The 24,081-nt window shown below is 42.6% G+C and carries 22 protein-coding genes and 1 tRNA gene; 13 read left to right on the top strand and 10 right to left on the bottom strand.

The annotated features are described in order from the left end of the window. Positions 1 to 39 precede the first annotated feature (39 nt). The 5 genes from ACFQ21_RS22365 (at position 40) to ACFQ21_RS22345 (ending at position 4,919) form a co-directional block, all read left to right on the top strand. Complete coding sequence (locus tag ACFQ21_RS22365; protein ID WP_377582852.1) at positions 40 to 420, top strand: RidA family protein; 381 nt, start codon at positions 40 to 42, stop codon at positions 418 to 420. Between the two features lie 129 nt (positions 421 to 549). Then, positions 550 to 2,085: a glutamate--tRNA ligase gene (gltX, locus tag ACFQ21_RS22360; RefSeq protein ID WP_377582850.1), complete on the top strand. Its 1,536-nt coding sequence runs from the start codon at positions 550 to 552 to the stop codon at positions 2,083 to 2,085. Positions 2,086 to 2,183: 98 nt separating this feature from the next. Further along, positions 2,184 to 2,399: a hypothetical protein gene (locus tag ACFQ21_RS22355; protein WP_377582848.1), complete on the top strand. Its 216-nt coding sequence runs from the start codon at positions 2,184 to 2,186 to the stop codon at positions 2,397 to 2,399. Positions 2,400 to 2,518: 119 nt separating this feature from the next. Then, entirely contained in the window at positions 2,519 to 4,141 is a 1,623-nt protein-coding gene (locus tag ACFQ21_RS22350; protein ID WP_377582846.1) for a M14 family metallopeptidase, read from the top strand. Positions 4,142 to 4,145: 4 nt separating this feature from the next. Next, positions 4,146 to 4,919 carry a TIGR00266 family protein gene (locus tag ACFQ21_RS22345; RefSeq protein WP_377582844.1) on the top strand — a complete coding sequence of 258 codons (774 nt, stop codon included), beginning with the start codon at positions 4,146 to 4,148 and terminating at the stop codon, positions 4,917 to 4,919. Positions 4,920 to 4,996: 77 nt separating this feature from the next. On the opposite strand, the gene ACFQ21_RS22340 is transcribed toward ACFQ21_RS22345, so the two are convergent. After that, a complete protein-coding gene (locus ACFQ21_RS22340) occupies positions 4,997 to 8,590 on the bottom strand; it encodes a S8 family serine peptidase (RefSeq protein WP_377582842.1) in 3,594 nt (1,197 codons plus the stop codon). 209 nt (positions 8,591 to 8,799) lie between these two features. Next, a complete protein-coding gene (locus ACFQ21_RS22335; RefSeq protein WP_377582840.1) occupies positions 8,800 to 10,038 on the bottom strand; it encodes a dipeptidase in 1,239 nt (412 codons plus the stop codon). 341 nt (positions 10,039 to 10,379) lie between these two features. Between ACFQ21_RS22335 and ACFQ21_RS22330 the strand changes: the two genes are divergently transcribed. The 4 genes from ACFQ21_RS22330 to ACFQ21_RS22315 all read left to right on the top strand — a co-directional run bounded on the left by ACFQ21_RS22330 (position 10,380) and on the right by ACFQ21_RS22315 (position 13,053). Then, the gene (locus ACFQ21_RS22330; protein WP_377582838.1) at positions 10,380 to 10,625 is read left to right on the top strand and encodes a cytochrome b5 domain-containing protein; all 246 of its coding nucleotides are present in this window, start codon (positions 10,380 to 10,382) and stop codon (positions 10,623 to 10,625) included. A 146-nt stretch (positions 10,626 to 10,771) separates the two neighbouring features. Further along, complete coding sequence (locus ACFQ21_RS22325; protein WP_377582836.1) at positions 10,772 to 11,617, top strand: N-acetylglucosamine kinase; 846 nt, start codon at positions 10,772 to 10,774, stop codon at positions 11,615 to 11,617. Next, on the top strand, positions 11,618 to 12,421 hold the full coding sequence (gene murQ / locus ACFQ21_RS22320; RefSeq protein WP_377582834.1) for an N-acetylmuramic acid 6-phosphate etherase: 804 nt from the start codon (positions 11,618 to 11,620) through the stop codon (positions 12,419 to 12,421). It abuts the gene before it with no gap. A 65-nt stretch (positions 12,422 to 12,486) separates the two neighbouring features. Further along, positions 12,487 to 13,053, top strand: a complete 567-nt coding sequence (locus ACFQ21_RS22315; RefSeq protein ID WP_377582832.1) for a hypothetical protein — start codon at positions 12,487 to 12,489, stop codon at positions 13,051 to 13,053. On the opposite strand, the gene ACFQ21_RS22310 is transcribed toward ACFQ21_RS22315, so the two are convergent. From ACFQ21_RS22310 to era, 4 genes are all read right to left on the bottom strand, one after another. Further along, on the bottom strand, positions 13,035 to 13,661 hold the full coding sequence (locus ACFQ21_RS22310; RefSeq protein ID WP_377582830.1) for a SprT-like domain-containing protein: 627 nt from the start codon (positions 13,659 to 13,661) through the stop codon (positions 13,035 to 13,037). The two genes, ACFQ21_RS22315 and ACFQ21_RS22310, sit on opposite strands and share 19 nt — an antisense overlap. A 59-nt stretch (positions 13,662 to 13,720) precedes the next feature. Beyond that, on the bottom strand, positions 13,721 to 13,909 hold the full coding sequence (locus ACFQ21_RS22305; RefSeq protein ID WP_377582828.1) for a hypothetical protein: 189 nt from the start codon (positions 13,907 to 13,909) through the stop codon (positions 13,721 to 13,723). Between the two features lie 89 nt (positions 13,910 to 13,998). After that, a complete protein-coding gene (gene der / locus ACFQ21_RS22300; RefSeq protein ID WP_377582826.1) occupies positions 13,999 to 15,309 on the bottom strand; it encodes a ribosome biogenesis GTPase Der in 1,311 nt (436 codons plus the stop codon). A gap of 74 nt (positions 15,310 to 15,383) precedes the next feature. Beyond that, entirely contained in the window at positions 15,384 to 16,271 is an 888-nt protein-coding gene (gene era / locus ACFQ21_RS22295) for a GTPase Era (RefSeq protein ID WP_377582824.1), read from the bottom strand. Positions 16,272 to 16,370: 99 nt separating this feature from the next. Between era and ACFQ21_RS22290 the strand changes: the two genes are divergently transcribed. Beyond that, positions 16,371 to 16,443 (top strand) — tRNA-Met (locus ACFQ21_RS22290). 232 nt (positions 16,444 to 16,675) lie between these two features. Here the strand turns inward: ACFQ21_RS22290 and ACFQ21_RS22285 are convergent. The 3 genes from ACFQ21_RS22285 to ACFQ21_RS22275 form a co-directional block, all read right to left on the bottom strand. After that, on the bottom strand, positions 16,676 to 17,686 hold the full coding sequence (locus ACFQ21_RS22285) for an NADP-dependent oxidoreductase (RefSeq protein WP_377582822.1): 1,011 nt from the start codon (positions 17,684 to 17,686) through the stop codon (positions 16,676 to 16,678). A 100-nt stretch (positions 17,687 to 17,786) separates the two neighbouring features. After that, entirely contained in the window at positions 17,787 to 18,623 is an 837-nt protein-coding gene (locus tag ACFQ21_RS22280) for an alpha/beta fold hydrolase (protein ID WP_377582820.1), read from the bottom strand. Between the two features lie 76 nt (positions 18,624 to 18,699). Continuing rightward, the gene (locus ACFQ21_RS22275; RefSeq protein ID WP_377582818.1) at positions 18,700 to 19,509 is read right to left on the bottom strand and encodes an SDR family NAD(P)-dependent oxidoreductase; all 810 of its coding nucleotides are present in this window, start codon (positions 19,507 to 19,509) and stop codon (positions 18,700 to 18,702) included. An 85-nt stretch (positions 19,510 to 19,594) separates the two neighbouring features. On the opposite strand from ACFQ21_RS22275, the gene ACFQ21_RS22270 reads away from it, so the two are divergent. Beyond that, entirely contained in the window at positions 19,595 to 20,002 is a 408-nt protein-coding gene (locus ACFQ21_RS22270) for a winged helix-turn-helix transcriptional regulator (RefSeq protein ID WP_377582816.1), read from the top strand. 456 nt (positions 20,003 to 20,458) lie between these two features. Here the strand turns inward: ACFQ21_RS22270 and ACFQ21_RS22265 are convergent, their stop codons facing one another. After that, on the bottom strand, positions 20,459 to 21,124 hold the full coding sequence (locus tag ACFQ21_RS22265) for an immunity 49 family protein (RefSeq protein ID WP_377582814.1): 666 nt from the start codon (positions 21,122 to 21,124) through the stop codon (positions 20,459 to 20,461). 600 nt (positions 21,125 to 21,724) lie between these two features. Between ACFQ21_RS22265 and ACFQ21_RS22260 the strand changes: the two genes are divergently transcribed. After that, positions 21,725 to 22,105 (top strand): response regulator, encoded by a 381-nt coding sequence (locus ACFQ21_RS22260; RefSeq protein WP_377582812.1) that lies wholly within the window; start codon positions 21,725 to 21,727, stop codon positions 22,103 to 22,105. Continuing rightward, on the top strand, positions 22,095 to 24,077 hold the full coding sequence (locus ACFQ21_RS22255; RefSeq protein ID WP_377582810.1) for a chemotaxis protein CheA: 1,983 nt from the start codon (positions 22,095 to 22,097) through the stop codon (positions 24,075 to 24,077). The genes ACFQ21_RS22260 and ACFQ21_RS22255 overlap by 11 nt, the downstream gene beginning before the upstream one ends. Positions 24,078 to 24,081 lie beyond the last annotated feature (4 nt).

Here is a 24,081-nt window from a genome sequence, read left to right as displayed (position 1 = left end):
TTTGACAAACCCTAAATTAAATTTTAATCTTATACAATCATGTCAAAATCAGTTGTTTATTCTGATCAGGCTCCTGAACCTATTGGTCCGTATAGCCAGGCAATCCAGGCCGGCAACATGCTTTTCATCAGCGGGCAGATCGCCATTGAAAGAAGCTCCGGTAACATTATCAGCTCTGATATCGAATCAGAAACACGGCAGGTAATGGTTAATCTCGAAAAAATACTGAAGGCTGCCGGCTTCGATTTTTCGAACGTGGTAAAGAGCTCGATCTTCCTTAAAGACATGAACAACTTTCCAAAAGTAAATGCTATTTATGGCGAATACTTTAAAATCAATCCTCCGGCACGCGAAACGGTTGAAGTAAGTCGCCTGCCGAAAGATGTTAATGTAGAAATATCCTGCATCGCGGTGAAGTAAATTTTAATGCCACGCGGAGAATGAATTAAGCGTACAAACTTCATTCTCCGCATACTGTAAATTCGAAGAGTATCTCTCGCAAATCGCCCCTCCTTTCTTACCTTTGCAGTCCTAATTTTGATTTGAGCGATGAGAGATGTACGCGTACGATTTGCACCCAGTCCCACAGGTGCACTGCATATTGGTGGTGTAAGAACGGCCCTCTATAATTACCTGCTGGCACGGCAGCACAACGGTACTATGATACTCCGTGTAGAAGATACAGACCAGAATCGCTTCGTACCCGGAGCAGAAGAATATATACAGAAGTCGTTGGAATGGGTAGGCATCAAGATCGATGAAGGTGTTGGTGTTGGCGGCCCGCATGCTCCTTACCGTCAGTCAGAACGAACGGCTATATATATGCAATACGCCAAGCAGTTGATTGATGCCGGCCATGCATACTATGCTTTTGATACCGAGCAGGAACTTGAAGCCATGCGTGAGCGCCTGAAACTTGCCGGAGTACCTACGCCACAATACAACAGCATTACACGCACACAAATGCGTAACTCCCTTACACTTTCAGAAGATGAAGTGAAGAAGTTGCTGGAAGATAAAGTGCCGCATGTAATTCGTTTAAAAGTTCCGCGCAAGGAAGAGATACGGTTGAATGATTTGATACGCGGTTGGGTAATGGTACACTCATCGCAGATTGATGACAAGGTTTTGATGAAGAGCGATGGTCTGCCAACATATCACCTGGCGAATGTTGTGGACGATTACCTGATGAAGATATCGCACGTAATTCGTGGTGAAGAGTGGTTGCCTTCTGCACCGCTGCACGTGCTGCTCTATAAATTTTTAGGCTGGGAGAATGAGATGCCGCAGTTTGCACACTTGCCGTTGCTTTTGAAGCCGGATGGCAATGGTAAATTAAGCAAACGCGATGCAGATCAACTCGGCTTCCCGATCTTCCCGCTTACCTGGAAAGATCCTGCTACCGGAGATGTTGCAGTTGGGTATAAAGAAGCCGGGTATTTACCGGAAGCTTTGATAAACTTCCTGGCATTTTTAGGATGGAACCCGGGCACCACGCAAGAGTTGTTCTCGATGGATGAACTCATCAAAACATTCTCTATTGAGCGTATTGGTAAAGCGGGAACAAAATTTGACATTCTTAAAGCACAGTGGTTCAACCAGCAATACCTGCGTGCCAAGTCTGACGAAGAATTGGCGAGCTACCTGCTGGATGCACTGAAGAATGAAGGTATAGCTTGCACACAAGACAAGGCTTTGAAAATTGCTGCAGTGATGCGCGAGCGTGTTACATTTCCGAAAGATTTCTGGGAGCAGGGAAAATTCTTTTTCCACGCACCGAAAGCCTTCGATGAAAATGTAGTGAGTAAAAAATGGAACGATGATGCTGTAAAAGTTCTCACAGCCTATAAAGATGCTGTAGCCGCATTGCCAGATTTTGATGCCACTATTGCAAAGACTACATTAGAACAGGTTACAGCAAACCTGGGAATCGGTACTGGTAAAATTCTGCAGGCACTGCGCGTATCCATTACAGGTGCCGGTGGAGGTCCTGACCTGATGATGATCATGGAAATTATCGGTAAAGATGAAGTCGTTAACAGAATAGAATACGCACTCCAAACCATTAAGGTGAAGGTTGCGTAGTATATAACTACAAGGCTACTGGCTGAAAGCTACTGGCCACTGGTATTTCCTCCAGTAACCAGCAACCTGAAGCCAGCAGCTTTTTAAAGCTTCACACTATGTCAAAGAAAGAAAAGAAACCCGCCAACACACCAAAGCCGCGTGTGCATAAAGAGCTTCAGGGATTGGATATAACCATCGATCAGTTTGGTGAAATAAAGTCAAGCATGAACATTGAGAAGATCAACGACTTTCTCGATAAAAATGTTGATGATAAAAAATTAGCCGAGCGCGATGATTATGATGATATGAAGAAGGGCAAAAAGAAGAAATAAACTTCAGCCTGCTTTGTATCCCTTGAAAGAAATAATAGTGGAAGTCACTCCTTCCATCACAAACTGTTTTTAGCGTTCGCCCAAGTTTTCTGATATTGTGGTATATATACATTATACCCATGAAGAAACGCTTTATCCTGCTCCTGCTTCTATCGTCTTATTTTGTTTATGCACAACAAAACATCTGGCCGGAAGCACTCATTATCACTCCTGAAAAATCCAACTTTGTAAAAACCTCCACGCATAAAGAGGTGATCGACTTTCTGGATGCTATACAAAAACTCAGCAAGCAAGTTAAAGTTATCTCCATGGGTAAAAGTCAGGAAGGAAAAGATATTCCGGTGGCCATTCTTTCGAAGACAGGTATAGCTACTGCGGAGGAGGCGCATAAGTCGGGCAAGCTGGTGGTATATATACAGGGAAATATACATGCTGGCGAAGTTGAAGGTAAAGAAACGCTGATGATGCTGATGCGTGATATTCTGCTCGGTGATAAAAATTACCTGCTCGACAACCAGATTTTACTCTTTGCTCCCATTTACAATACCGACAGCAACGACAAGATGGAAAAAGGAAGACGTCCTTCGCAGGAAGATAGTCCGCTGGAAGTTGGTATTCGCGAAAACAGCCAGGGCCTTGATCTGAACCGCGATGGTATAAAACACGAAGCGGTTGAGACACAACAACTCTTTACCAACATTATTACGCCATGGGATCCTCAGGTCTTTGTAGACCTGCACACGACCAACGGAACGTGGCACGCGTACTCGCTCACATGGGCACCGAGCTATCACTATGCAGGTGAATTTGCAACCTATAACTATACCAACAACACCATGTTGCCGGCTATTACCAAAACGGTTCAGGAAAAGTATGGTTTATACCTCGGTCCTTATGGCGATTATAGTGTGCAAGAGGGATGGCCCGTAAAGAATTTTTATACCTATAATCATCATCCGCGTTACCTGATCAATCAATTCAGCCTGCGCAACCGTATGGCTATACTTAGCGAAGCGTTTGCCCATGAAAGATTTTATCAGCGAATAAACTCTACACGGGCTTTTGTGGTGGAGATACTGAATTATACCCATAGCCACGGAGCAGAAATTTTGCAGATCAATAAAAAAGCGGAAGACGATGCTATACGTCTGGTACGCGAGCAAGCCGGTAAAGCAAAGAAGGGCGTACGCTTCAAAATGGTATCGAAAGAAAAGCTTCAGAATTTTTTAACATACGATTACACAGGGTATAAGAAAGAGGACGGAACAACAAGCTGGCTTCGCACCGGTAACATTGTAAAGTTTAACGATGTTAATTACTACGGACAGTTTGATGCCGTTACAGAGAGTACACTGCCGAGTGGCTATATCATTCCGGCTGCATTTAAAAATATAGCATTGCACCTGCAGAAGCTGGGTGTAAAAGTAGAGCAGTTGCAGAAAGGTCAGTCGTATACCGGGGAAATATTCAGTGTTGAAAAACTGAAAAAATCAGAGCGCAAGTTTGAAGGTCATTTTATGGCTGCTGCTGAAGGTAAATTCAGTGCGGGCACACGCAAATTCAAAAAAGGAGATTATATAGTTGCGCTGGATCAGCCACTGGCCAATCTTATTTTTTATATGCTTGAACCACAGTCGGATGATGGTCTCGTAACCTGGAATTTCTTTGATGAAGCATTAAGTACTGCCGGTACGAACAACAAGTTGGTGGAATATCCCGTATTTAAGTACTATAAAAAATAAATTCATGGCTTCATCACACGAAATCGACTATCAGATTAAAGGAGAAAGTATTCAAATCGTTGAAGTGGAATTAGACCCCAACGAAACCGTCATTGCCGAAGCAGGTGCCATGCTATATATGGAAGATGGTATAACCTTCGAAGCAAAGATGGGCGATGGTGCAAACCCCAAACAAGGTTTGTTTGATAAACTCTTATCGGCAGGTTCGCGCATTCTTACCGGTGAGTCTCTCTTCATGACGCACTTTACAAACCGTGGCGGCAGAAGAGCAAAGGTTGGTTTCTCCGCGCCATATCCAGGCACTGTTATCCCGGTTGATCTGTCTCAAAGTCCGGGGCACGAACTCATCGTACAGAAAGATGGATTTCTTTGTGCGGCATTCGGTACCAAAGTATCCATCACGTTTAATCGCAAGCTCGGTTCAGGTCTTGTTGGTGGCGAAGGGTTTATTCTTCAGAAACTGCAGGGCGATGGTAAAGCTTTCGTTCATGCGGGTGGTACTGTTATAGAACGCACGCTTAACAATGAGACACTTCGCGTAGATACGGGTTGCGTGGTAGCATTCGAGTCTCAAATACATTTTGATGTACAGACATCCGGAAGCCTCCGCTCTATGGTGTTCGGTGGTGAAGGTATATTTCTGGCAACTCTGCAGGGTACAGGTAAAGTATGGCTGCAGTCTATGCCGATTCGTAAACTGGTGCAGGCACTTGCTCCATACGGACGAAACAGTGGAAAAGAAGGCAGTTCACTCCTGGGCAGCTTCCTGGAAGACTAAGAGTACACGTAATAGAAAATTAAAAAGGGAATGGCAATGCTTTCGCAACGCCATTCCCTTTTTAATTATGTATAGTTTTATTTCGAAACCGAGAATTTCTTCATCACCAGTCGGCCGTCAATGCGTGCTGCCAGGAAATATATACCGGCCGCATAGTTAGACGTGCCAATGGTATGCGAAAATTCTTCATCTATATTTTTGAACTGCTGATCGTAGAGGTGTAGCCCTTCCGTTGTGATAACGGAGAGTTGAATATCTTTTGCCTTTAGTCCATCGATAAAAACGGTCACTTCATTTTGTACCGTGGGTACAGGATATACTTTTACAAAGCGACTCAGGGTTTCCTCAACGCTGGTAACTACCGAAACTTCTTTTACATATATATCCTGGCATCCGTTTTCAGCGGTAACGGTGAGGGAAACTTCATAAATGCTGCTCGAATCGTAGGCGTGCTTCGGATTAAGCTTGATGCTGGTGGCGCCATCACCAAAATCCCAGAATATATCTTTCGCGTCTGAACTGATGTTGGTGAACTCAACCGAGTCGCCAACTATAAAATCTCCTGATGTTAAGGTAATGGAGAACAATGCTTCCGGTCGCGGAAGAACATTCACCGTAACTTCGTTGGAAGTAGAAACACAATTCAGAACTTCATCTTCGTACTTCATCATCACACTATAGTTACCGGCCTTACCCACTTTGATGGATTGCGTTATCTCACCACTGCTCCACGCATATTCGCTCGCTGTCTCAACCGAGAGTATAACAGAGTCTCCACTGCAAAGCGTAGTAGATCGTGATGCCGTAATGGTAGGCTGTGCATGTACCATAACGTGTGCCGGCACGCGAAGACTCTCATACGATTTGGATGCGTTCGCTACATATAGCGTGGTATCTCTCTTAATACCTGAAATAGTTATCTGCGAACCTTCTCCAATCGGCTCTCCTCCGGTAAAATCCTTATACCAGTGATACTTCGTAGCGCCTGTTGCTTTAACCACTGTATTCGACCCGTAGCAAGTCTCCAGTGTATCAACCAAAGGAAGCGGAGCTTTTAAAGTATAATTATATACGGAGTCTGCATACTTCGCTGATGTTACCAGGTCATTAAAATTATCCGCTGCGTGCAGCGCGAAAGCAACTGTTACCTCATCACCTGCATTGATGTTGAACGGACCAGCTGAAACAACGTGACTCACATCATTACCGGAACCACCCGTCCCTGCCTGGCTTCGTGTTGAAGATATAGCGGTATATTTCTCGGCATCCGTAAAGCCATCGTACAAACCAAAAGAAGATGCTCCCGCTATGGATGGATGATTGTCGATCGCGTAATAATTTTCGCTGCCGGTAAGAAGTTGTATACCGGCCTGCGGTAATTCTGTAGAAGCTTTCTGGTAAACATAGCCGAGGCGTGTAGCGGCATCCCATTGGGCAGCATCGTATACACCGTTCATACTTACATCCCAGTCGGCAAACATGCCAAAGTAAAAATCACTCAGTGCACTGGCCTGCGTGTTTTTTATTTTATACTCTACAATCACAAACTTGTCGTACGGTTCGTCTTGCCATACCAATGTGCGATATGATACTTTTACTTTTTGTTCTTCCGGTACTGTGGAGTTTGAAAAGTTTCCGAATACTTCCGCGAATGATCGCTCTCCCGGCATAATTTCTTTTATCCGTGTCAAACCTGTAAAATCCTGATCGTATCCGCCACTTCCATTGCGTACCGTGTTCAGTATCGTAGAAGAGGAATTACCCATGATGAGTCCTAATTCAAATACAAACGATTTGCCGTTGTATACAAAGCCATTTCCCATCTCAGAATTCTGGGTGTCTTCATACGCCAGTCTTCCGGAAGAAGATATAGTGGTCGTGATCCTGTTATCATCAATACTCATATAGGTAGGATTCGGTATCAATGATAGAACCTGGTAGTCCTGGTACGCTCCATCGGTATACGTGAGCAGTATATCTACTTTGGTATTGGCCGGAACGCCTGGGCTTAGGGTTAATTCAAAAGGTGTAAGTGTGTTGTTGATAGTTGCCCCGCCTGCTATCGCTCCGGGATTTATTTTATCTTTTGTTATGGTGATGTGTGCCGATGTCGATGAGATCGATATCTCGAGTCCGGAAGAAGAAGTTTTAAGGTAGTTGGTGAAATCAAATATTAATCTGGCATTTTCGCCCGGTGCAGCTTCAAGACCATCTTCATTCAGTAATCTATAATTAGATGCACGTATGGAAGGAGACTCTAGTGTAAGCGCCTGCATGACGTCAAGTCTGCCTTTGCCAAGGTAATTGATATAGCCAGGGTTCTTGGCATATATACTTGCATCAGCCGACACGCGTAACTGTTCAGCCACCTGCTCAGCCGTATATTCCGGATGTTGTGACCAGACGAGTGCAGCGGCAGCAGCTGTTATCGGTGATGAGAATGAAGTGCCACCCGGAGATCCATATCCATTGTTGTATACGGTAGTATATATACTCACTCCCGGTGCACACAGATCGACTGTAGGACCATAGTTTGAGAAGCTTCCGCGAATATCATTCTGATCCGTAGCCGCCACAGACAGCACGTTGTCGTACGAAGCCGGGTAAAGTGGAGTAATTAAATTACTATTTCCGGCTGCGGCAACTACGAGGCAGCCGAGGTCTTTCGTTACGTGCGTAATGAGATCCTGGTATACCTGGCTTGGAGCCGCTCCTCCCCATGAACAGTTGATGATGCGTGCACCATTGCGTGCAGCGTAGAGCACACCGAGGTATAGATCAGAGCTATAATTACGATCGCTGGTACGCTGGTTGTCGGCATAATGTTTTGTAAAGAGCAGTTTCGTGTTGAAGCCAACACCCGCCAAGCCAATTCCGTTATCAGCGGCAGCCCCTGCACAGCCTCCCACTTGTGTACCATGCGTAAAACCGGAACCGCTTTTAAATATAGCAGGGTTGTTGTCGCCTTTATAGTTGGGGTCTAATGCATTCAATGTGTCAGCTCCGGAAAAATCCCAGCCGTTTATATCATCGATAAAACCATTGTTGTCGTCATCAACGCCAGCAGTGCCGTTGGCTTCTTCCTGGTTAATATATAGTTTGCTCACGAGGTCCGGATGGTCGATATCAACACCAGAGTCAATGATCGCGATTACAATGTTTTCATCTCCTTTGGTAACATTCCAGGCCTCAAGTGCTCTGATCTTGGTGAGGTAGTATTGATTCGTTACAGCTGGATCATTCGGTGTATAGAGCATGCGCTCTTTGTAGGCGGGTTCTGCGAGTTCTATATAGCCGCTCGCATATAGTGTGTTGATATAGTCCTCTACAGGTTGAGATGGATCAAAGCTTATCTCAAAGTATTGCGTGATATCGATAACCGGTTTAAAAGCCTGTGCGCGGGCCGTTGCGCTCTTAACATTTCCCTTGGGAGCTAATGATGATACCTTTAGAGAGCCCGCGATAGATGCCTTGCGCCCGGATGCCTGCGAAGTATTATCACTCGAGAAAAGCGATATATATTCCTTCTTTACTTTCACCATCACTTTACCAGCGTGGTAATCGTTGCGTGTTATATTCTTGGGAAGAGTAAATTTTGTGGTCGCGGTATGTTGTGCCTGAGCACTCGTTATGCCGATCACTGCGAGAAGACATCCCAGGAGAACTCTCATTAGAAGTTGATTTTGGAGAAACAAAAGTAATGATATTAAGTCCCGGAAGGTACTATACAAGTAACCGGTCTTCTTTCAAAAAAATGATCGCGACCAATATGGGACAGTGATTTCTCTAAAAGGGTAAATTTCGGTTCAAACAACTGTACAAACATCATTCATGATGTACGCTTCCGTGCATCATGAATGATATTGCTGACAGGTATAATTTACTGTGCAGCTGCGGCAATAACCTGGTTCCACACGCGGAACACATTACCACTGCAGATCTTCTCGATATCTGCCGGAGAATAACCGCGCTTCAGGAGCTCATAAATCAGGTTGGGATACTGCGATACATCTTTCAATCCAACAGGCAAGCTGTCTCCTACGCCATCGTAATCAGAACCAATACCCACGTGATCAATGCCAGCCAGTTTTACTACGTGATCGATGTGGTCAGCTACGCGTTCAACATCTGAGAACAGTGATTTATGTTCTTTTGCAAACTGATCGATGATGGGTTGTGCTGCCGAGTCTGCGGAAGTCAATTTCTTCTCTTGCAAGATCGCCTCGAGTGAGTCGCGCAGTGCATCGTTCTTGCGTGCAACTGAATCCAGGAACGCAGCGCCAAAGTTTATCTGGATCACGCCACCGTTTTTGGCTAAAGCCTTGATCATGTCGTCACTCATGTTACGCTGAAAGCCCGGAGTAAAGTACCGGCACGAGGAGTGAGAAGCAATACACGGAACTTTGGTGAGCTTCATCACATCATAAAATGTACTGTCAGACACATGCGATATATCTACCATTATACCCACGCGATTCATTTCAGCGACAACTTTTTCTCCGAATGGACTCAAACCATTCCAGGTGTTGAGTGTATCGTATGAAGAATCGCAGATCTGGTTGTCTTTACCATGTGTTAACGTAACGTAGCGAATGCCACGATCATAAAAGTATTTTACATTTGCCAGGTCGTTGCCAATCGGGGCACCGTTCTCCATGCCCATGGGTAAAGATATCTTGCCCAGTTTGGAGTTGGCGATGATATCGGCAGGCGAACCTGCCAGTGCAAATTTATCGGGGATTGAATCCGCTATAAAGCGAATCATGTTGATGAGCGAATCAGCCAGCTGCTTGCCGTTGTCTTTTGTCAATTGATACTTGGAAGGTATATAGATTGACATGAACGGAGCATCAAGTCCGCCTTTGCGGGCACGCACAAAATCGAAGTCGCCTTCTTTTGTTTCAACAGGTATGCCGAGGTACTCACGATCAAGTCTGAAGTTTTTTACTTTCAGTCGGTAAGGTAAATCTACGTGGCCATCGGTAATGATGTAGACCTGGGCCAGTGAGTCGGCAGTTTTGTGAAGGGCTTCATCGTGGCGGGCCGTTTCATCTTTTTTACTGCAGGCTGATATCAGTATAAGCGTAATCAGCGCGAATAGAAGAGTATATGAACGCATAGGTTAAGAGTGGATTAATATATCTTTAAGGTCTTGAAAAGATATTGATTTTTAGCGCGGCTGCAAACAAGGCTTGTGATGAACGCGATGTTCACATGGTTATATTTCCGGACGTGCGAAAGGTCTGTTTTCTCGTAATCGATGCAATACCGCTATAGCGAAAAAGCGTGCTATAACAGAACGCTCATGTATACTATATGCCAATGTTGTAATCTATACCGTTATGCCGTGAAATTTTATGAACGGTTAAATGCCGGGGTAAATATTAACTCAGTTTTCATGGTGAGAATATCATACGTTCCCGTTACTATTGTTAGGCAAATGAAAAACTTTTGGAATCCGTGAGTGATAAACAATTACCGAGCTATACCCGTGCCCAACTGGCATTACGAAACGGACAAGATAAACCGGAGATATGGGTTGCATACCTGGGTTTTATCTATGACGTTTCCAAATCAAGATTGTGGCGTGATGGTAAACATTACGAACATTGGGCCGGACAAGATCTGACGGATGAGCTGAAAGATGCACCACACACAGAGAAGGTTTTTGATAAATTTACGATAATCGGGAGGCTGGCTCATTGAAAGAATTAAAAATTTACACCGACACACGGACACACTTTATGAAGTTGTTTTAAGTTGTTAATTACTGTCTTAGTTTTGCCATTACTGAAATTATTATAACCGTTCATAAACAGTTAAATTCGCGCTAATCAGCGGCACTAATAAAGATGATTCTTATAGCAGACAGCGGAGGCTCCAAAACGGATTGGAGGCTTATCCAGAAAGATGGAACAATTGGCCAAGCCAGTGCTCCGGGATTTAATCCATACTATCAGCCCATTGAAGATTTGAAAAAGAATGTTCAGGAAATTTTGTTGCCTCAGATTCACGATCAGGTAAACAAGATTTTCTTCTATGGTGCCGGTGTATCTTCTGTTAAAAATCAACTTACCATCAAGAGTGCATTCCTGGAATTTTTTCCGGAGGCACAAATCGAAATAGGTTGGGATTTACTTGCGGCTGCGCGTGCCCTGTGTGGTCATGAGCCCGGTATAGCATGTATCATGGGTACAGGCTCCAACTCGTGCCTGTACGATGGAAAGAAAATTACTGACAACGTAGCAAACCTCGGCTGGATTCTGGCCGATGAAGGATCTGGTGCTAACATCGGGAAGAAATTCCTGGTAGACTATCTGCGCAAGAAAATGCCGGATTCTGTAGCGAAACAATTCCAGGAACGCTTCCCGCTTTCACGCGAAGAGTTTCTTGAAAAGATATACCAGCAAGAGCGTCCGAGCGCTTTCCTCGCGAGCTTTACACGTTTCATCTTCCAGCATCTGAAAGATCCGTATTGCTATAACCTTATCTATAGCAGCTTCGAAGAGTTCTATGAGAACAACGTTATGAAGTATGATAACTATCAAAATCTGAAAGTGCATTTTACAGGTTCGATAGCGTTTTACTTCAGTGATATATTACGGCAGGTTGCCAATGATAAAGGCATTACCGTAAAGAATATTCTGGAAGGTCCGATTGCAGGATTGACACTATACCATCAGAAAGATTCGAACTAAGTGACAACGACAGAATCATCTTCACACTACGATCATCTGGAAAAGATGAGCGTGCAGGAACTGTTGGTAAACATCAATAAGGAAGATAAGACAGTTCCGCTCGCGATCGAAAAAGCTATTCCGCAGATCGAAGCGATTGTAAATATTATTGTAGAGAAGATGAGAGGCGGTGGTCGCTTGTTTTATATAGGCGCTGGTACCAGCGGGCGTCTCGGTGTTGTTGACGCTTCCGAGATTCCGCCAACGTATGGGCTACCGCACGGAAAAGTTATAGGCCTCATTGCCGGTGGCGACAAAGCTATACGCAAAGCTGTAGAGTATGCTGAAGATGATGCTCAGCAGGCTTGGAAAGATCTGGAAGAACATCTTATCAATCAGCAGGACGTTCTTATCGGTATAGCTGCATCCGGAAGAACACCGTATGTAATAGGCGGGTTGAAAGAGGCTCGCGCCAACGGAGTAGTTACAGGTTGTGTAGTATGTAATGCAAACACTGAAGTAGCGAAGCAGGCTGATTACCCGGTAGAAGTTGTAGTAGGCCCTGAGTTTGTTACCGGCAGCACACGCATGAAGTCGGGTACTGCGCAGAAGCTTGTGCTCAACATGATTTCAACCACCGTTATGATCAAACTGGGGCATGTTAAAGGCAACAAGATGGTTGACATGCAGCTTACTAATAATAAACTTGTTGACCGTGGTACCCGGATGATCATGGATGAACTCCGGATACCACAGGCCGAAGCCGAGAAATTACTGAAGCAACACGGCTCGGTAAGAAAAGCGGTTGATAGTTTTAGAAAGTAACGCAGGCTTCATTCTTAGCCGGTACAGTTTTTTCCTGAAGGTGATAGATTAACGATACAGGTACTGTGCATGAAATAGAACCATACTATAACTGGCAGAAGTATTATGATTCATCGGAAGATGATCGCTCGCCTTTTTATGGCAAAGAATATAATCACGATGTTTACTCGGAAACTATATACGGATACTATATAGATCCTGCCTGGGACAACTTCGGTTCCGAAACATTATACCTCAAGGTTCTTTATGTTGACTATGATACAGGCTATGCTATCATTGAGCTTATAGGCGAATGGAATGATACGCTTAACAACGACATCATGACGCTGAAACGAAACGTGTTGGAACTTATGATGAATGAAGGTATCAACAAGTTTATACTTATTGGTGAGAACATTCTCAACTTTCACGGATCGGACGATAGCTATTATGAAGAATGGTATGAGGAAGTGGAAGATGGCTGGATCGCTGCTGTAAACTTCCCGGAGTTTGTACAACGCGAGTTACAGAAGTATCATCTCGATCAGTATATCAACATGGGTGGCACATTAGAGGTTGATAACTGGCGTACACTCAAGCCTTCTATATTCTACGATGTAGTGAACGGCTTTATTCAAAGAAGACTGAACTGAACATCCGTTACCTGTGCATCAACCGGCACCAGGTAGTCGCGTTTGGATTGAAGTTCACGGCACAGCACGCGCGTTCTGCGAAGTTTACCTTTCCTGAAATAACGTCCCTGCAATTTAAAGATACTTCCCTCTGGTATATCTGATAGTATAGCATATTGATGCGCGTTGGCGTCAAACTTTCGGAAAGCCTGCGTTAACGTAGCGTCAGCAAACGAGCTGGCCTTGGGGTTCACCATGTGCCTGCGCAGCTCATGTAAGATTTCATCAGGAAAAACATTTTCCCAAAGTAAAGGAACCATCAGATTGGTAAATGTAGTCTTCCATTCGTCACCGTGCGGATCAACACGGGCGCCATATTGCAGATATACCCGCAGGTGTGCAACCTCATGGATATACGTCATTAAGAACAGATAAGGATTAAGATCGTGATTAAGTGTAATGCGTGGATGAGCCTTGGTTCTCTTGCTGGTAAAATCACCAACCTTCGTCTGGCGGCTTTTGGTAAGCTTCAGTTCAAAAGGACTTTCCTTCCACAAGTCGAAGCAGTAGCTAACGGCAGGGGCAGGAGTATGTGCCTGTAGTATGTGAATAACTTTATCAGACCTCATATAAAAACAAAAAAGGCTTTAGTTTCTCTAAAGCCTTCCAGAAATCAATTTAAAATTGATTAGTGTGCAGGTGCTGCTGTTGTGTCAGTAGCAGTTGTGTCAGTAGCAGTAGTATCAGCTGCAACTGGAGCCGGAGCTTCAACAGCTGTAGTATCTACAGTTTCAGCAGCAGGTTCTGCTTTCTTGCCACAAGCAGCGAATGCAAAAGCAAAGCCACAAACAGCTAACAATGCGATAATTTTTTTCATAGTTTACAGGTTTTAAAAAATTTACCGCAAATATAGTACGATTATAGCACACGGTATCAAGCGGGTAATAAAATTTATTTAAAAACAGTCTATTTTTTACGGAATATCAGCCTTACCGGCACGCCTTCAAAGTCAAAGTGCTCGCGCATCTTGTTTTCCAGAAAGCGTTGATACGACTCTGTAATATACTGTGGCAGGTTACAGAAGAACGCAAACGATGGAAACCGTGCATTTACCTGTGTGATATACTTTATCTGTATAAGTTTACCTTTGGTTGATGGTGGTGGGTAGCGTTCAATCTCCCGCAGCATCACTTCGTTCAGCTTTGACGTTGGAACTTTCTTGGTCTTGTTCCCAAATACTTCCACTGCCTTTTCAATAACCTGGAAGATACGTTGCTTGTTCAGTACGGAAGCAAACACCATCGGTATATAGTCTATCGGAGCCAGCTTCTCGAGTATATCTTTCTTGAACTTGTCTGCCGTCTTGGAGTCCTTTTCAATAAGATCCCACTTGTTCACCATAATGATCATGCCCTTACCTTGGCGCTGCGCAAGACTGATGAGGTTAACATCCTGCGATTCCATACCGCGCTCGGCATCGATCACTACAATACATACATCGCTTTCTTCCAGCGCACGCAATGAACGAAGCACTGAATAGAACTCTATATCGTCTTTTACTTTGCCTTTCTTTCGAACACCAGCCGTGTCGATGAGTATAAAGTTCTGTCCATACATTTTATAGTAAGAGTGAATGGCATCGCGTGTTGTGCCAGCTTCATCGGTTACTATACTTCGTTCCGTTCCCAACAACGCATTCAACAGAGATGATTTACCAACATTTGGCCGCCCCACAATAGCAATGCGAGGTATACCTGCATCCGGATCTTCAACACCTTCACTCGGAAAGGTTTTAATAAGATCATCCAGAAGTTCACCGGTACCGCTGCCGTTCTCGGCAGATATAGGGTATATCTCTGCTTCCATACCCAGTTCATAAAACTCCGTTGCCAGCAACGTTTTATCAGGTGTATCGGCTTTGTTGGCACCAATAAAGATCGGCTTCTTCGAAGTGCGCAGAACATTGGCGAATTCTTTATCAAAGCCGGTAACGCCATCGCGGCAATCTACCATGAATATAATGGCTGAGGCTTCATCAATTGCCAGCTTTACCTGCTTTCGTATCTCGGCTTCAAACTTATCATCAGAGCCGGTAGCGTATCCACCGGTATCAATTACCGTAAAGAACTTTCCGCACCATTCGGCATAGCCATAGTGGCGGTCGCGTGTAACACCAGGTTCATTATCCATGATCGCCTGACGTTTTTCAATGAGTCGATTAAAGAACGTTGACTTCCCAACATTCGGTCTTCCTACTATAGCTACAATATTTGCCATTTCGATTTTTACAATTGTCGATTATTACGATTTATACTTTGGGTCGCGCATTAACTGCTTCGGATATATAGCTTCTATTCCAGGTAACCGAATTGCCGGAGTTTGAATTTTTCTTTTCTCCAGTTATCCGCGACTTTTACATGAGTTTCCAGGAAAATTTTCTTGGCGAAGAAAGCTTCCATATCCTGGCGAGCCTCCATGCCTACTTTTTTTAATGAGCTTCCGCCCTTACCAATCAGTATACCTTTTTGTGAGTTACGCTCTACATAAATAGTAGCGCTGATGCGAATGATGGTTTCTTCTTCTTTAAAAGCATTGATCACCACTTCTGTACTATAAGGTATTTCCTGCTCGTAGTTCAGAAATATTTTTTCACGAATAATTTCAGATGCGAAGAAGCGCTCCGTGCGGTCGGTATATTCATCCTGAGGGAAATACGGAGGATGCTGGGGCATAAACGCTAAAAGACGCGGAAGAAGTTCGCTTACGTTCGCACCGGTCTTGGCAGATACCGTTACAACGTCACGAATATTTGCAATGGCATTTTTCCAGTAAGCTACTTTATCTTCTACCTGCGTTCCTTTGGCAAGATCGATTTTGTTGATCACCAGAAACACAGGTGTATTGATTCTCTGAAACCTTTCAAACAACTCTTGCTCGTAAGTATCTTCTAAAGAAACTACCAGTAAAATAGCATCGGCATCTTCGAGCGACACCTTTACATAATTCATCATCGCTTCATGTAAAGAGTATTTTGGTTCGAGAATGCCGGGAGTATCAGAATAAACTATCTGAAAATCTTCTCCATTCAAAATTCCCATGATGCGATGACGCGTTGTCTGTGCTTTCGCGGAGATAATAGAGAGACTTTCGCCCATCAGTTTATTCATGAGCGATGATTTGCCAACGTTGGGTTTACCAACGATGCTTACAAAGCCAGCTTTAAAAGATGATGATACCATAAATGATTTTGCAAAGGTAACTTGTTTTTTAAATGTGAGCGACCTACTTTTGCAAACGATTTGAGGAAAGAGCAATAAAAATCAAATCGAAACCAACATCGCGGGGTGGAGCAGTTGGTAGCTCGTTGGGCTCATAACCCAAAGGTCACAAGTTCGAGTCTTGTCCCCGCTACATAACAAAAAAAGCCTGAAATCTTTAAGATTTCAGGCTTTTTTTGTTTGAAGAAATCCTGTTAGGTTCACCATACCTTCGAAATTCTCACAATTTCATTTTTTTTAATCTCACCAATCAGGATTGTTCGAACCCCACTATAAAATCACGTTGAACTATACACTCCGGTCTCTCGTAACATATTGATAAATTTTGATGTGTTCTTTTAGATAGTCAGAGGTATATATATACTTTATCTTTCGCTTATTTTAATTACAACCTTGCCTTTTGCACGTCCCGACTCGATATAAGTCATAGCATCATTCGTTTTTTTAAATGCGAATATTTTATCTACTACAGGACGAATTTTTCCTGCTTCTACCAATGATCTGATTTCATTCAACTGGTGACCATCGGCTTTCATGAAAAGAAATGAATAATTTACACCAAGTTTCTTTGCCTTTTTCTTCACTCCTGAACTTAAAACTTTGGTAATGAACTTTAGATACCATGGCAAATCTAATTCTTTAGCAAATTCCGGAGTGGGCGGTCCTACCAGTGAAATAAGATGTCCGCCAGGTTTTAGAATGCGCAAAGACTGGTCGAGCACTTTTGGATCCCGGTTACTATGCAACACCACATCATAGTCTTTCAGTTTTGTTGAAAAATCTTCTTTCTTATAGTCAATTACTAAATCGGCACCAAGACTTTGTACCAATGCAGTGTTAGCATCACTCGTTGTAGTTGCTACAAAAGCACCCACGTGTTTTGCCAGCTGAATTGCAAAAGTACCAACACCACCTGAACCTGCCTGGATAAAGACTTTCTGTCCGCTTTTTAGTTTGGCTATTTCAATTAAAGACTGCCATGCAGTTAAGCCAACCAAGGGCAATGATGCTGCTTCTTCCATCGTAATCTTCTTTGGTTTTAGTGCTGCATCGTTTTCATTGAAAGAAATAAATTCTGCAAATGAACCTATACTGTAATCAGAAGGTCTTGCATAAACGGCATCACCTACTTTAAACTTTCTAACATGTGAACCGACTTTTGTTACAATGCCCGCAACATCATGTCCTAGTGTAAGCGGAAATTTGTAAGGAAGAAATAGTTTGAAGTCTCCGTTTTTAATAAGAGAATCCAGCAAGTTTACACCTGCTGCGTCAACTTGTACCAGCACATCGTTCTCTTTGATTGCTGGTATTGTAACTTCACTCAATTGCAGTTTTTCTTTTTTGCTGTAACGATTTATTGTAAATGCTTTCATTTTTCTATTCGTGTGTATTATCTATTTGCTCATGTGAGTCGACTGATATCATGTAGCCGAAACCCAGATAAGATTTTCTTCAGATATATAGTTATGGTGTTTATCGTTCTAAAAATGCCAATGTATTTTTTACGAAATCACCGTAGTATTGAAATATACTGCCATGGCCAGCATCCTTGTAAATAATAAGTTGAGAATTAGGTATACGCTTATGTAAGTCCGTTGTATTGCTGGTTGGCACCATTCGGTCGTTGTCGCCATTAATGACCAGCACAGGTTGTTTTATTGCTGATAAATTCTGCGGCGATTGTAGTCCCCATGCATGTATAGCTTTCAGCTGTCTTTGAAAATTACCAACTTTCATTTTTTTATCTCGGTTTTCTTTCCGTTCCTCCAACCGGCTTAGAAATTCTCTGGCAGATTTTTTTCCGTTTTTGTTTCTATTGAAGAAGAGGTATGTCTTGGCGTCCTTAAATGTCAGAAGACCTCTGAAGATATCGAGGTAGGTAATCTTCGTAACATTTTTGATTCCTTCGCCACCAGCAGGACCAGTTCCTGCTATAATCGCTTTACGAACAAGTTCTGGTTCTTGAAGTAATATCTCTTGTGATATAAAACCTCCTAATGAAAAGCCAACCAGATCAACTTTGTTATACCCTAAGGCATGAATAAATGCTATAGCATCTTTAGCCATTTCAGAAATTGTTTTTGGTGTTTTACCGGTAGTTCCACCCACACCTTTATTATCAAAACAGATTACCTGATACTGCGAAGCAATGCCATCTATAATACGAGGATCACAAGTATCCATTGTAGCAGCTAAGTGATTAAGGAAGATTACAGGTACACCCGAATTATTCGCACCAAGCTTTCGGTACTGGAAATCTGTTCCATCTATATGGATTGTTTCAGTCTTTACATTTTGAAATGTCGTCATTGATACCGTCTTATTATTTGTCTGCGAAAATGATTTGCTAACACACGCGAGTGTTAAAAAGAGAACAAGGTTTATTTTATGCATGTTGAGTTTTGCTGATTTGCTTCAGAATAGAATTCTCAAATGTCTTGTATGAAAAATGTTGTAGTGCGAGTATTACTCCTGCACCCTTGCCTACAGGATGACTGAACTTTGGATTTTTGTCTCTCACCAGCGCCATGATCGTATCAATAACAGGTGTTGGCTCAGGTGCATTCTTGAATAAACCTTTCGCGAATGATTCAATTTTTTTTCGATATGGAGTGTAATCATCTATTTTACCCTCAGCCGCAACTGAGCTGTTAATAATATTGGTTTTGAATCCCATAGGTTCAACCATGCATACCTTAATATTAAATTCGTTTAGTTCGAACCGCAGCGATTTGAAGTAACCTTCCAATGCATGTTTGGAAGCAGAGTAGTATGCAGCATTGGGAAAGCTGATTAGTCCCATGATAGAACCGATCGTAATGATTTTTCCAAAGCGTTGCTTTCTAAAGTAGGGAAGTAGTTCGTTGGTGAGTTTAACTGTTCCCCAGAAATTCGTTTCGAGTTGCTGTCGTCCCTGATCAATGGTTGTTTCTTCTGCAAGTCCGGATAAATAAAAGCCGGCATTGTTTATCAACACATCCAATTGAGTTACCTCGCGGAATAGCTGCGTGGCAAAAGATTGAATTGAACTGTCATCAGAAATATCCAACGACAACAATTTGAAGGGTAACTGTGCCTGGTGTTTTTCTGGATTTCGACTTGTGCCAATAACATGAAAACCATTTTCGTGGAGTTTGTTGGCAATGAGAAGTCCAAAGCCCGATGATGCTCCGGTAACTAAAATTGTTTGTTTCATTTTTATATGTTTGTGTTTTACTTGCAAATTGCAAGCGCAAAATTATAGATAACTTGCAAATTGCAAGTGAATTTTAGTGTTATTTATGAAAAAGTCCAAAAAACGCTCAAATTGCCCTGTTAGTAGCTCTCTGGATGTGTGGGGAGACAAGTGGTCACTGTTGATTGTGCGTGACCTTATGTTCAAAAAGGAGTGTACTTACGGTGACTTTTTGAAGTCAGACGAGAAGATTGCTACCAATATTTTGGCTTCAAGGCTGCAGGTACTGGAAGAGAATAAGATTATTGAAAAGCTGGATCATCCGGACAGCAAAGCCAAGGTGCTTTACAAATTAACACGTAAGGGAATTGACTTGCTGCCGCTGATGATTGAGATAAATTTATGGGCTGAGAAATATTATCCCATCCCTGAAGACAGAAAGGCTTTGTTGAAAGAAGTGAAAAAAGATAGAGATGGGTTTATTAAAGTATGGACACAAAGATTAGAGAGTTAAGCAAATGACCTTACCGAGGAAAACTTTGATTTTTAACAAATCCTGCAGGAAAAGTTCGAACTATCAACCCTCCAGTCTACACAGAAAAAAAGCCTGAAGTCGTAAAGATTTCAGGCTTTTTTGTTTTAAAATAATCTGTTCGCTTTACTGTACACTTGAAATCCCCACAATGTCAAGGTTTCCTAATTGAGCAATCAAGGGCATTTTTGCACACCATCAGCTGTTGCTGTAAATCTTTTGAGCTATTACTTTTTAGTTGCGTATGACGCTGCAGAGAAACTTATGTGAAGTTCAGGACGTCAGGAGATATAGCTATATATACTTTACTTAGTGTAAATAGATGTGTAGATGTAAGTCTGAAGATGTAGCCCTGTACGATGTGTAGTTCTTATACTAGGTAACAGAAGAAAAATTGCAGTTGTTATAGATTAAAATCACTTGCGCTGAACAGATGCTTTATGGACTTTGGAGTATAGTCATTAACTGCCTTACTATGAGTCCCGAATCCAATGCATGGACGGATAACGCGAGTAAGCCGAAGGATAACCATCCATAGAGATCATTTGGATCTCCGAATCCAGTTTTCTCCCCGTTATAAAATGCTGCATGTTGTAGTAAGGCAACATCTAATGCCTTGTCAAACTCCTGCTGATTTTTAAGGCATAAGGCTTCAATTACGCGAATCATCGGAACCACAAAGTATTCATTAAAATTTTTACGTGTTAATGTCGAATAATTTGCTTGCTCGCGAATAAGCCAGTAATTCGACAGTGCGATTTTCAAACTGACTGAATCAAACAATGATTTCAAAACATTCACGACAGCCAAATCAAGCGCATCGTATACTGTTAATGCAGCGTTAATCGTCTCATTGGGTATATATTTCAAATAGTTTATAGCAGCCTTGTCGCGGAGGATAATTGATAAACAGAAAATGGTCTGCCGGAATCCACAATTCGGACGAATTTTCGACACGTTATCAACCTTAACTTCGACATTCACATCCCCTATAGTAAGAGTAACAGCACGATCTGGATTAAATGTAATTTTAAAACTATTAACGCCTAGTTGTTCAGCGTATGAAATCAATCTGAAAATTATTTGTTTGATTCCGTAGTCCATATGCTATTTAACTACATGGAAATATATAGCATCACGTTTACAGGCTCTGGTATATTTATTCAGATATAGTTTTTCCGCTGCTCTTCGTGTGGTATATATTTGCTACTACTCAACAAATCAGATGCATATATGTTTGTTGTTTAAATCATTAGGGAAACTGAACGGCTTGTTCAACGCAGAAGTCTTAACCCATCACGGGATTGTTGCGGAGATTGAATCAGAATTTGACGCCATTGCCCCTATGCCGCAACACGTAAGATAAGAGCAGGAAACAAGCTTACTATAACTCCCAAAGTTGGGCGTATTTAACTGAAAGGCCTTCAGTTAATTGAAAAACCTGTTTAGACACTTCTTGTCATCTTATTTACTGCTTCGTTCTGATTTCGTAAACGTGTGCGTTTTCTTGCTTCAAGAAAGTATAATTTACTGTTTTCGTGAAAAACGCTTCGGTCCTTACACACCACCTCCGTAAAAATACGGATACGCTTCTCGGTATTTAATTCATTAGTGATTCCTGATTTGTCCTGACTGAGGAGTTTCTCTACATCCGATAAACTTGCCATTACTAAAAACAAAAAAGATATCCACACGCTACCCTGTATGAAAAAGACTATTCTAGTTGTTGAAGACTTTGCAAGCATCAGAAGTTTTCTCTGTGATACCCTTGAACGCGCAGGCTATACAACCATTGGTGCATCGAATGGAAATGAAGCGCTACATGTCCTGCAAAACAGAAGTACACCCGTTGATCTTGTACTCTCAGACTACAACATGCCCGAATGCACCGGCTTCGATTTGTTGGTCAAAATAAAATCGGATAACACAACAGCAGGTATACCTGTAATTTTTCTTACCACCGAACGCAATCCGGATAAGATGCGCGAAGCACAGAAGGCAGGTCTTACTGCGTGGGTAAAGAAACCTTATAAAGCCGAAACATTTTTTGCGCAGATAGAAAACGCTATCGTGAATGGGCGATAATCAAAAAAGGTTTATCGAAGACTCGCTCGATTTACTCAACGAGCTTGATGAGAGTCTCATGCAACTTGAAGCCAACCCCCTGGCTACAGCACCACTGGAACAGGTTTTCAGAACCATGCACACGATAAAAGGTGCGGCCAGTATGTTTGGTTTTGAAAATATAAGTCAGCTTGCGCATTTGCTCGAAACCGTTTTTGACAAAGTTCGGCAGGGACATTTACCCGTGTCGGATGATCTTATCAGCATAACGCTGAATTCTTTTGATAAGGTAAGGGACCAATTAGGAAAGACAAACGCAGGCAAATCTATCGCGGATGATTTTCTGGATGAACACATTGCGCATATAACACAATTTCTTCGAACGTTTGATATATCGGATGTTACAGGAGAAACAGGTGTGGTTGATCAGGAAAGTACATATCTGCTGCTCATCAATCCCACTATTCAAATTGAAGAGGGCAGCAACCATCCGATTATATATATAGTTAAAGACCTGGAGACACTGGGCAGTATAAAAACACAGGAGTATAAAGATGATGGCAAACAGATTACACAATGGCGTATTATTCTTTCGACACCAGTGTCAACCAGTGAAATTGAAAGTTATTTCATCTTTGTTGAGCACGAATGTAAAATAGCACTGCATCACCTGACATCCGGAAATCTACTGGAGTCGATGGAGTTTCAGGAAATCATCAATCGCTACTTTGCCAATGAATATAGCGAGGCAGAATTTGTTAAGCAGACAAAAGAATTTTCAGATCGAAACAAAAGTGTAGCTCGCTCTGAATTGCTGGCAGATGATGAAATGCCCGGCAAGCGAATCGTTCACGACAGTGTGATAAAAGTCGGTAAGCATAAGATCGATGATCTGATCAACTGGATAAGCGAGCTGATTATTCTGCAGGCACAATTGCTAAATATAGCACAGCGTAATCGCATCACGGCACTGGATGAGATTACTGAGCGAATGGAAACGGTGATCAACCACCTGCGCGATACTTCTCTTGAAATTGGTCTTGTGCCGGTAGAGGTGCTCGTTACCAAATTCAAACGTCTTGTGCGCGATCTTTCCAAGTTACAGGGTAAGAAAGTAAATTTTTTGTCGAAAGGAACAGAAACGGAAATGGATAAGGATGTGATCGAAATGATGACCGATCCCATCATGCATCTTATCCGTAATGCTATAGATCATGGTATTGAACGCCCGGATGTACGCAAGCGAGCCGGTAAGCCCGAGTATGGTACTATAAAACTGAAGGCCTTTCGTTCCAACACTTTCATCAACCTCATTGTAAGTGACGATGGTAAAGGTATTGATCGCGAACGCGTATTGCAGAAAGCGATCGAGCAGGGTATAGTAAAACCGGACGATAAACTTACCGATCAGGAAATATTCAACCTTATATTCCGTTCCAGTCTGTCAACAGCAGATACCGTTTCGAATGTGTCTGGGAGAGGTGTGGGTATGGATGTAGTATATCAACGCATTTCAGAACTGCGCGGAAGTATAGATATAGCCAGCGTTGCCGGCCAGAGTACATCGTTTCATATAAAGCTGCCGTTGTCCCGATCCATCATTGATGGATTGCTGGTGTTAGTAGATAAAACATGTTATGTGTTACCGTTAAATGTTATTGAGCGCATAGACAGAATACCTTTTAATTTACTCGGGCGCGAGAATCGTATTTGTACGGATATACTGGTAAATGAATCGCTGTTAACCGTATTCTCGTTGCGCAAGAAATTTTATAGTGAATCTATACCTCCCAAAACAACCGATATTATTTCGGTAGATGTGAATGGAATACGGAAGGGCATTGCGGTAGATTCAATTCAGGGGAAGATACAGGCTGTACTAAAGCCTTTGGGAGAACATTACCAGAACCAGGAGTTTATTTCAGGAAGCACCATTCTCGGTGACGGCACCATAGCACTTGTGCTGGATCCTCAACGACTTTTCAACACCTAAAAAA

It is taken from the genome of Ohtaekwangia kribbensis, from assembly GCF_042676245.1.
Classification (GTDB): domain Bacteria; phylum Bacteroidota; class Bacteroidia; order Cytophagales; family Cyclobacteriaceae; genus Ohtaekwangia; species Ohtaekwangia kribbensis.
This window is presented reverse-complemented; position numbering and strand designations above follow the sequence as displayed.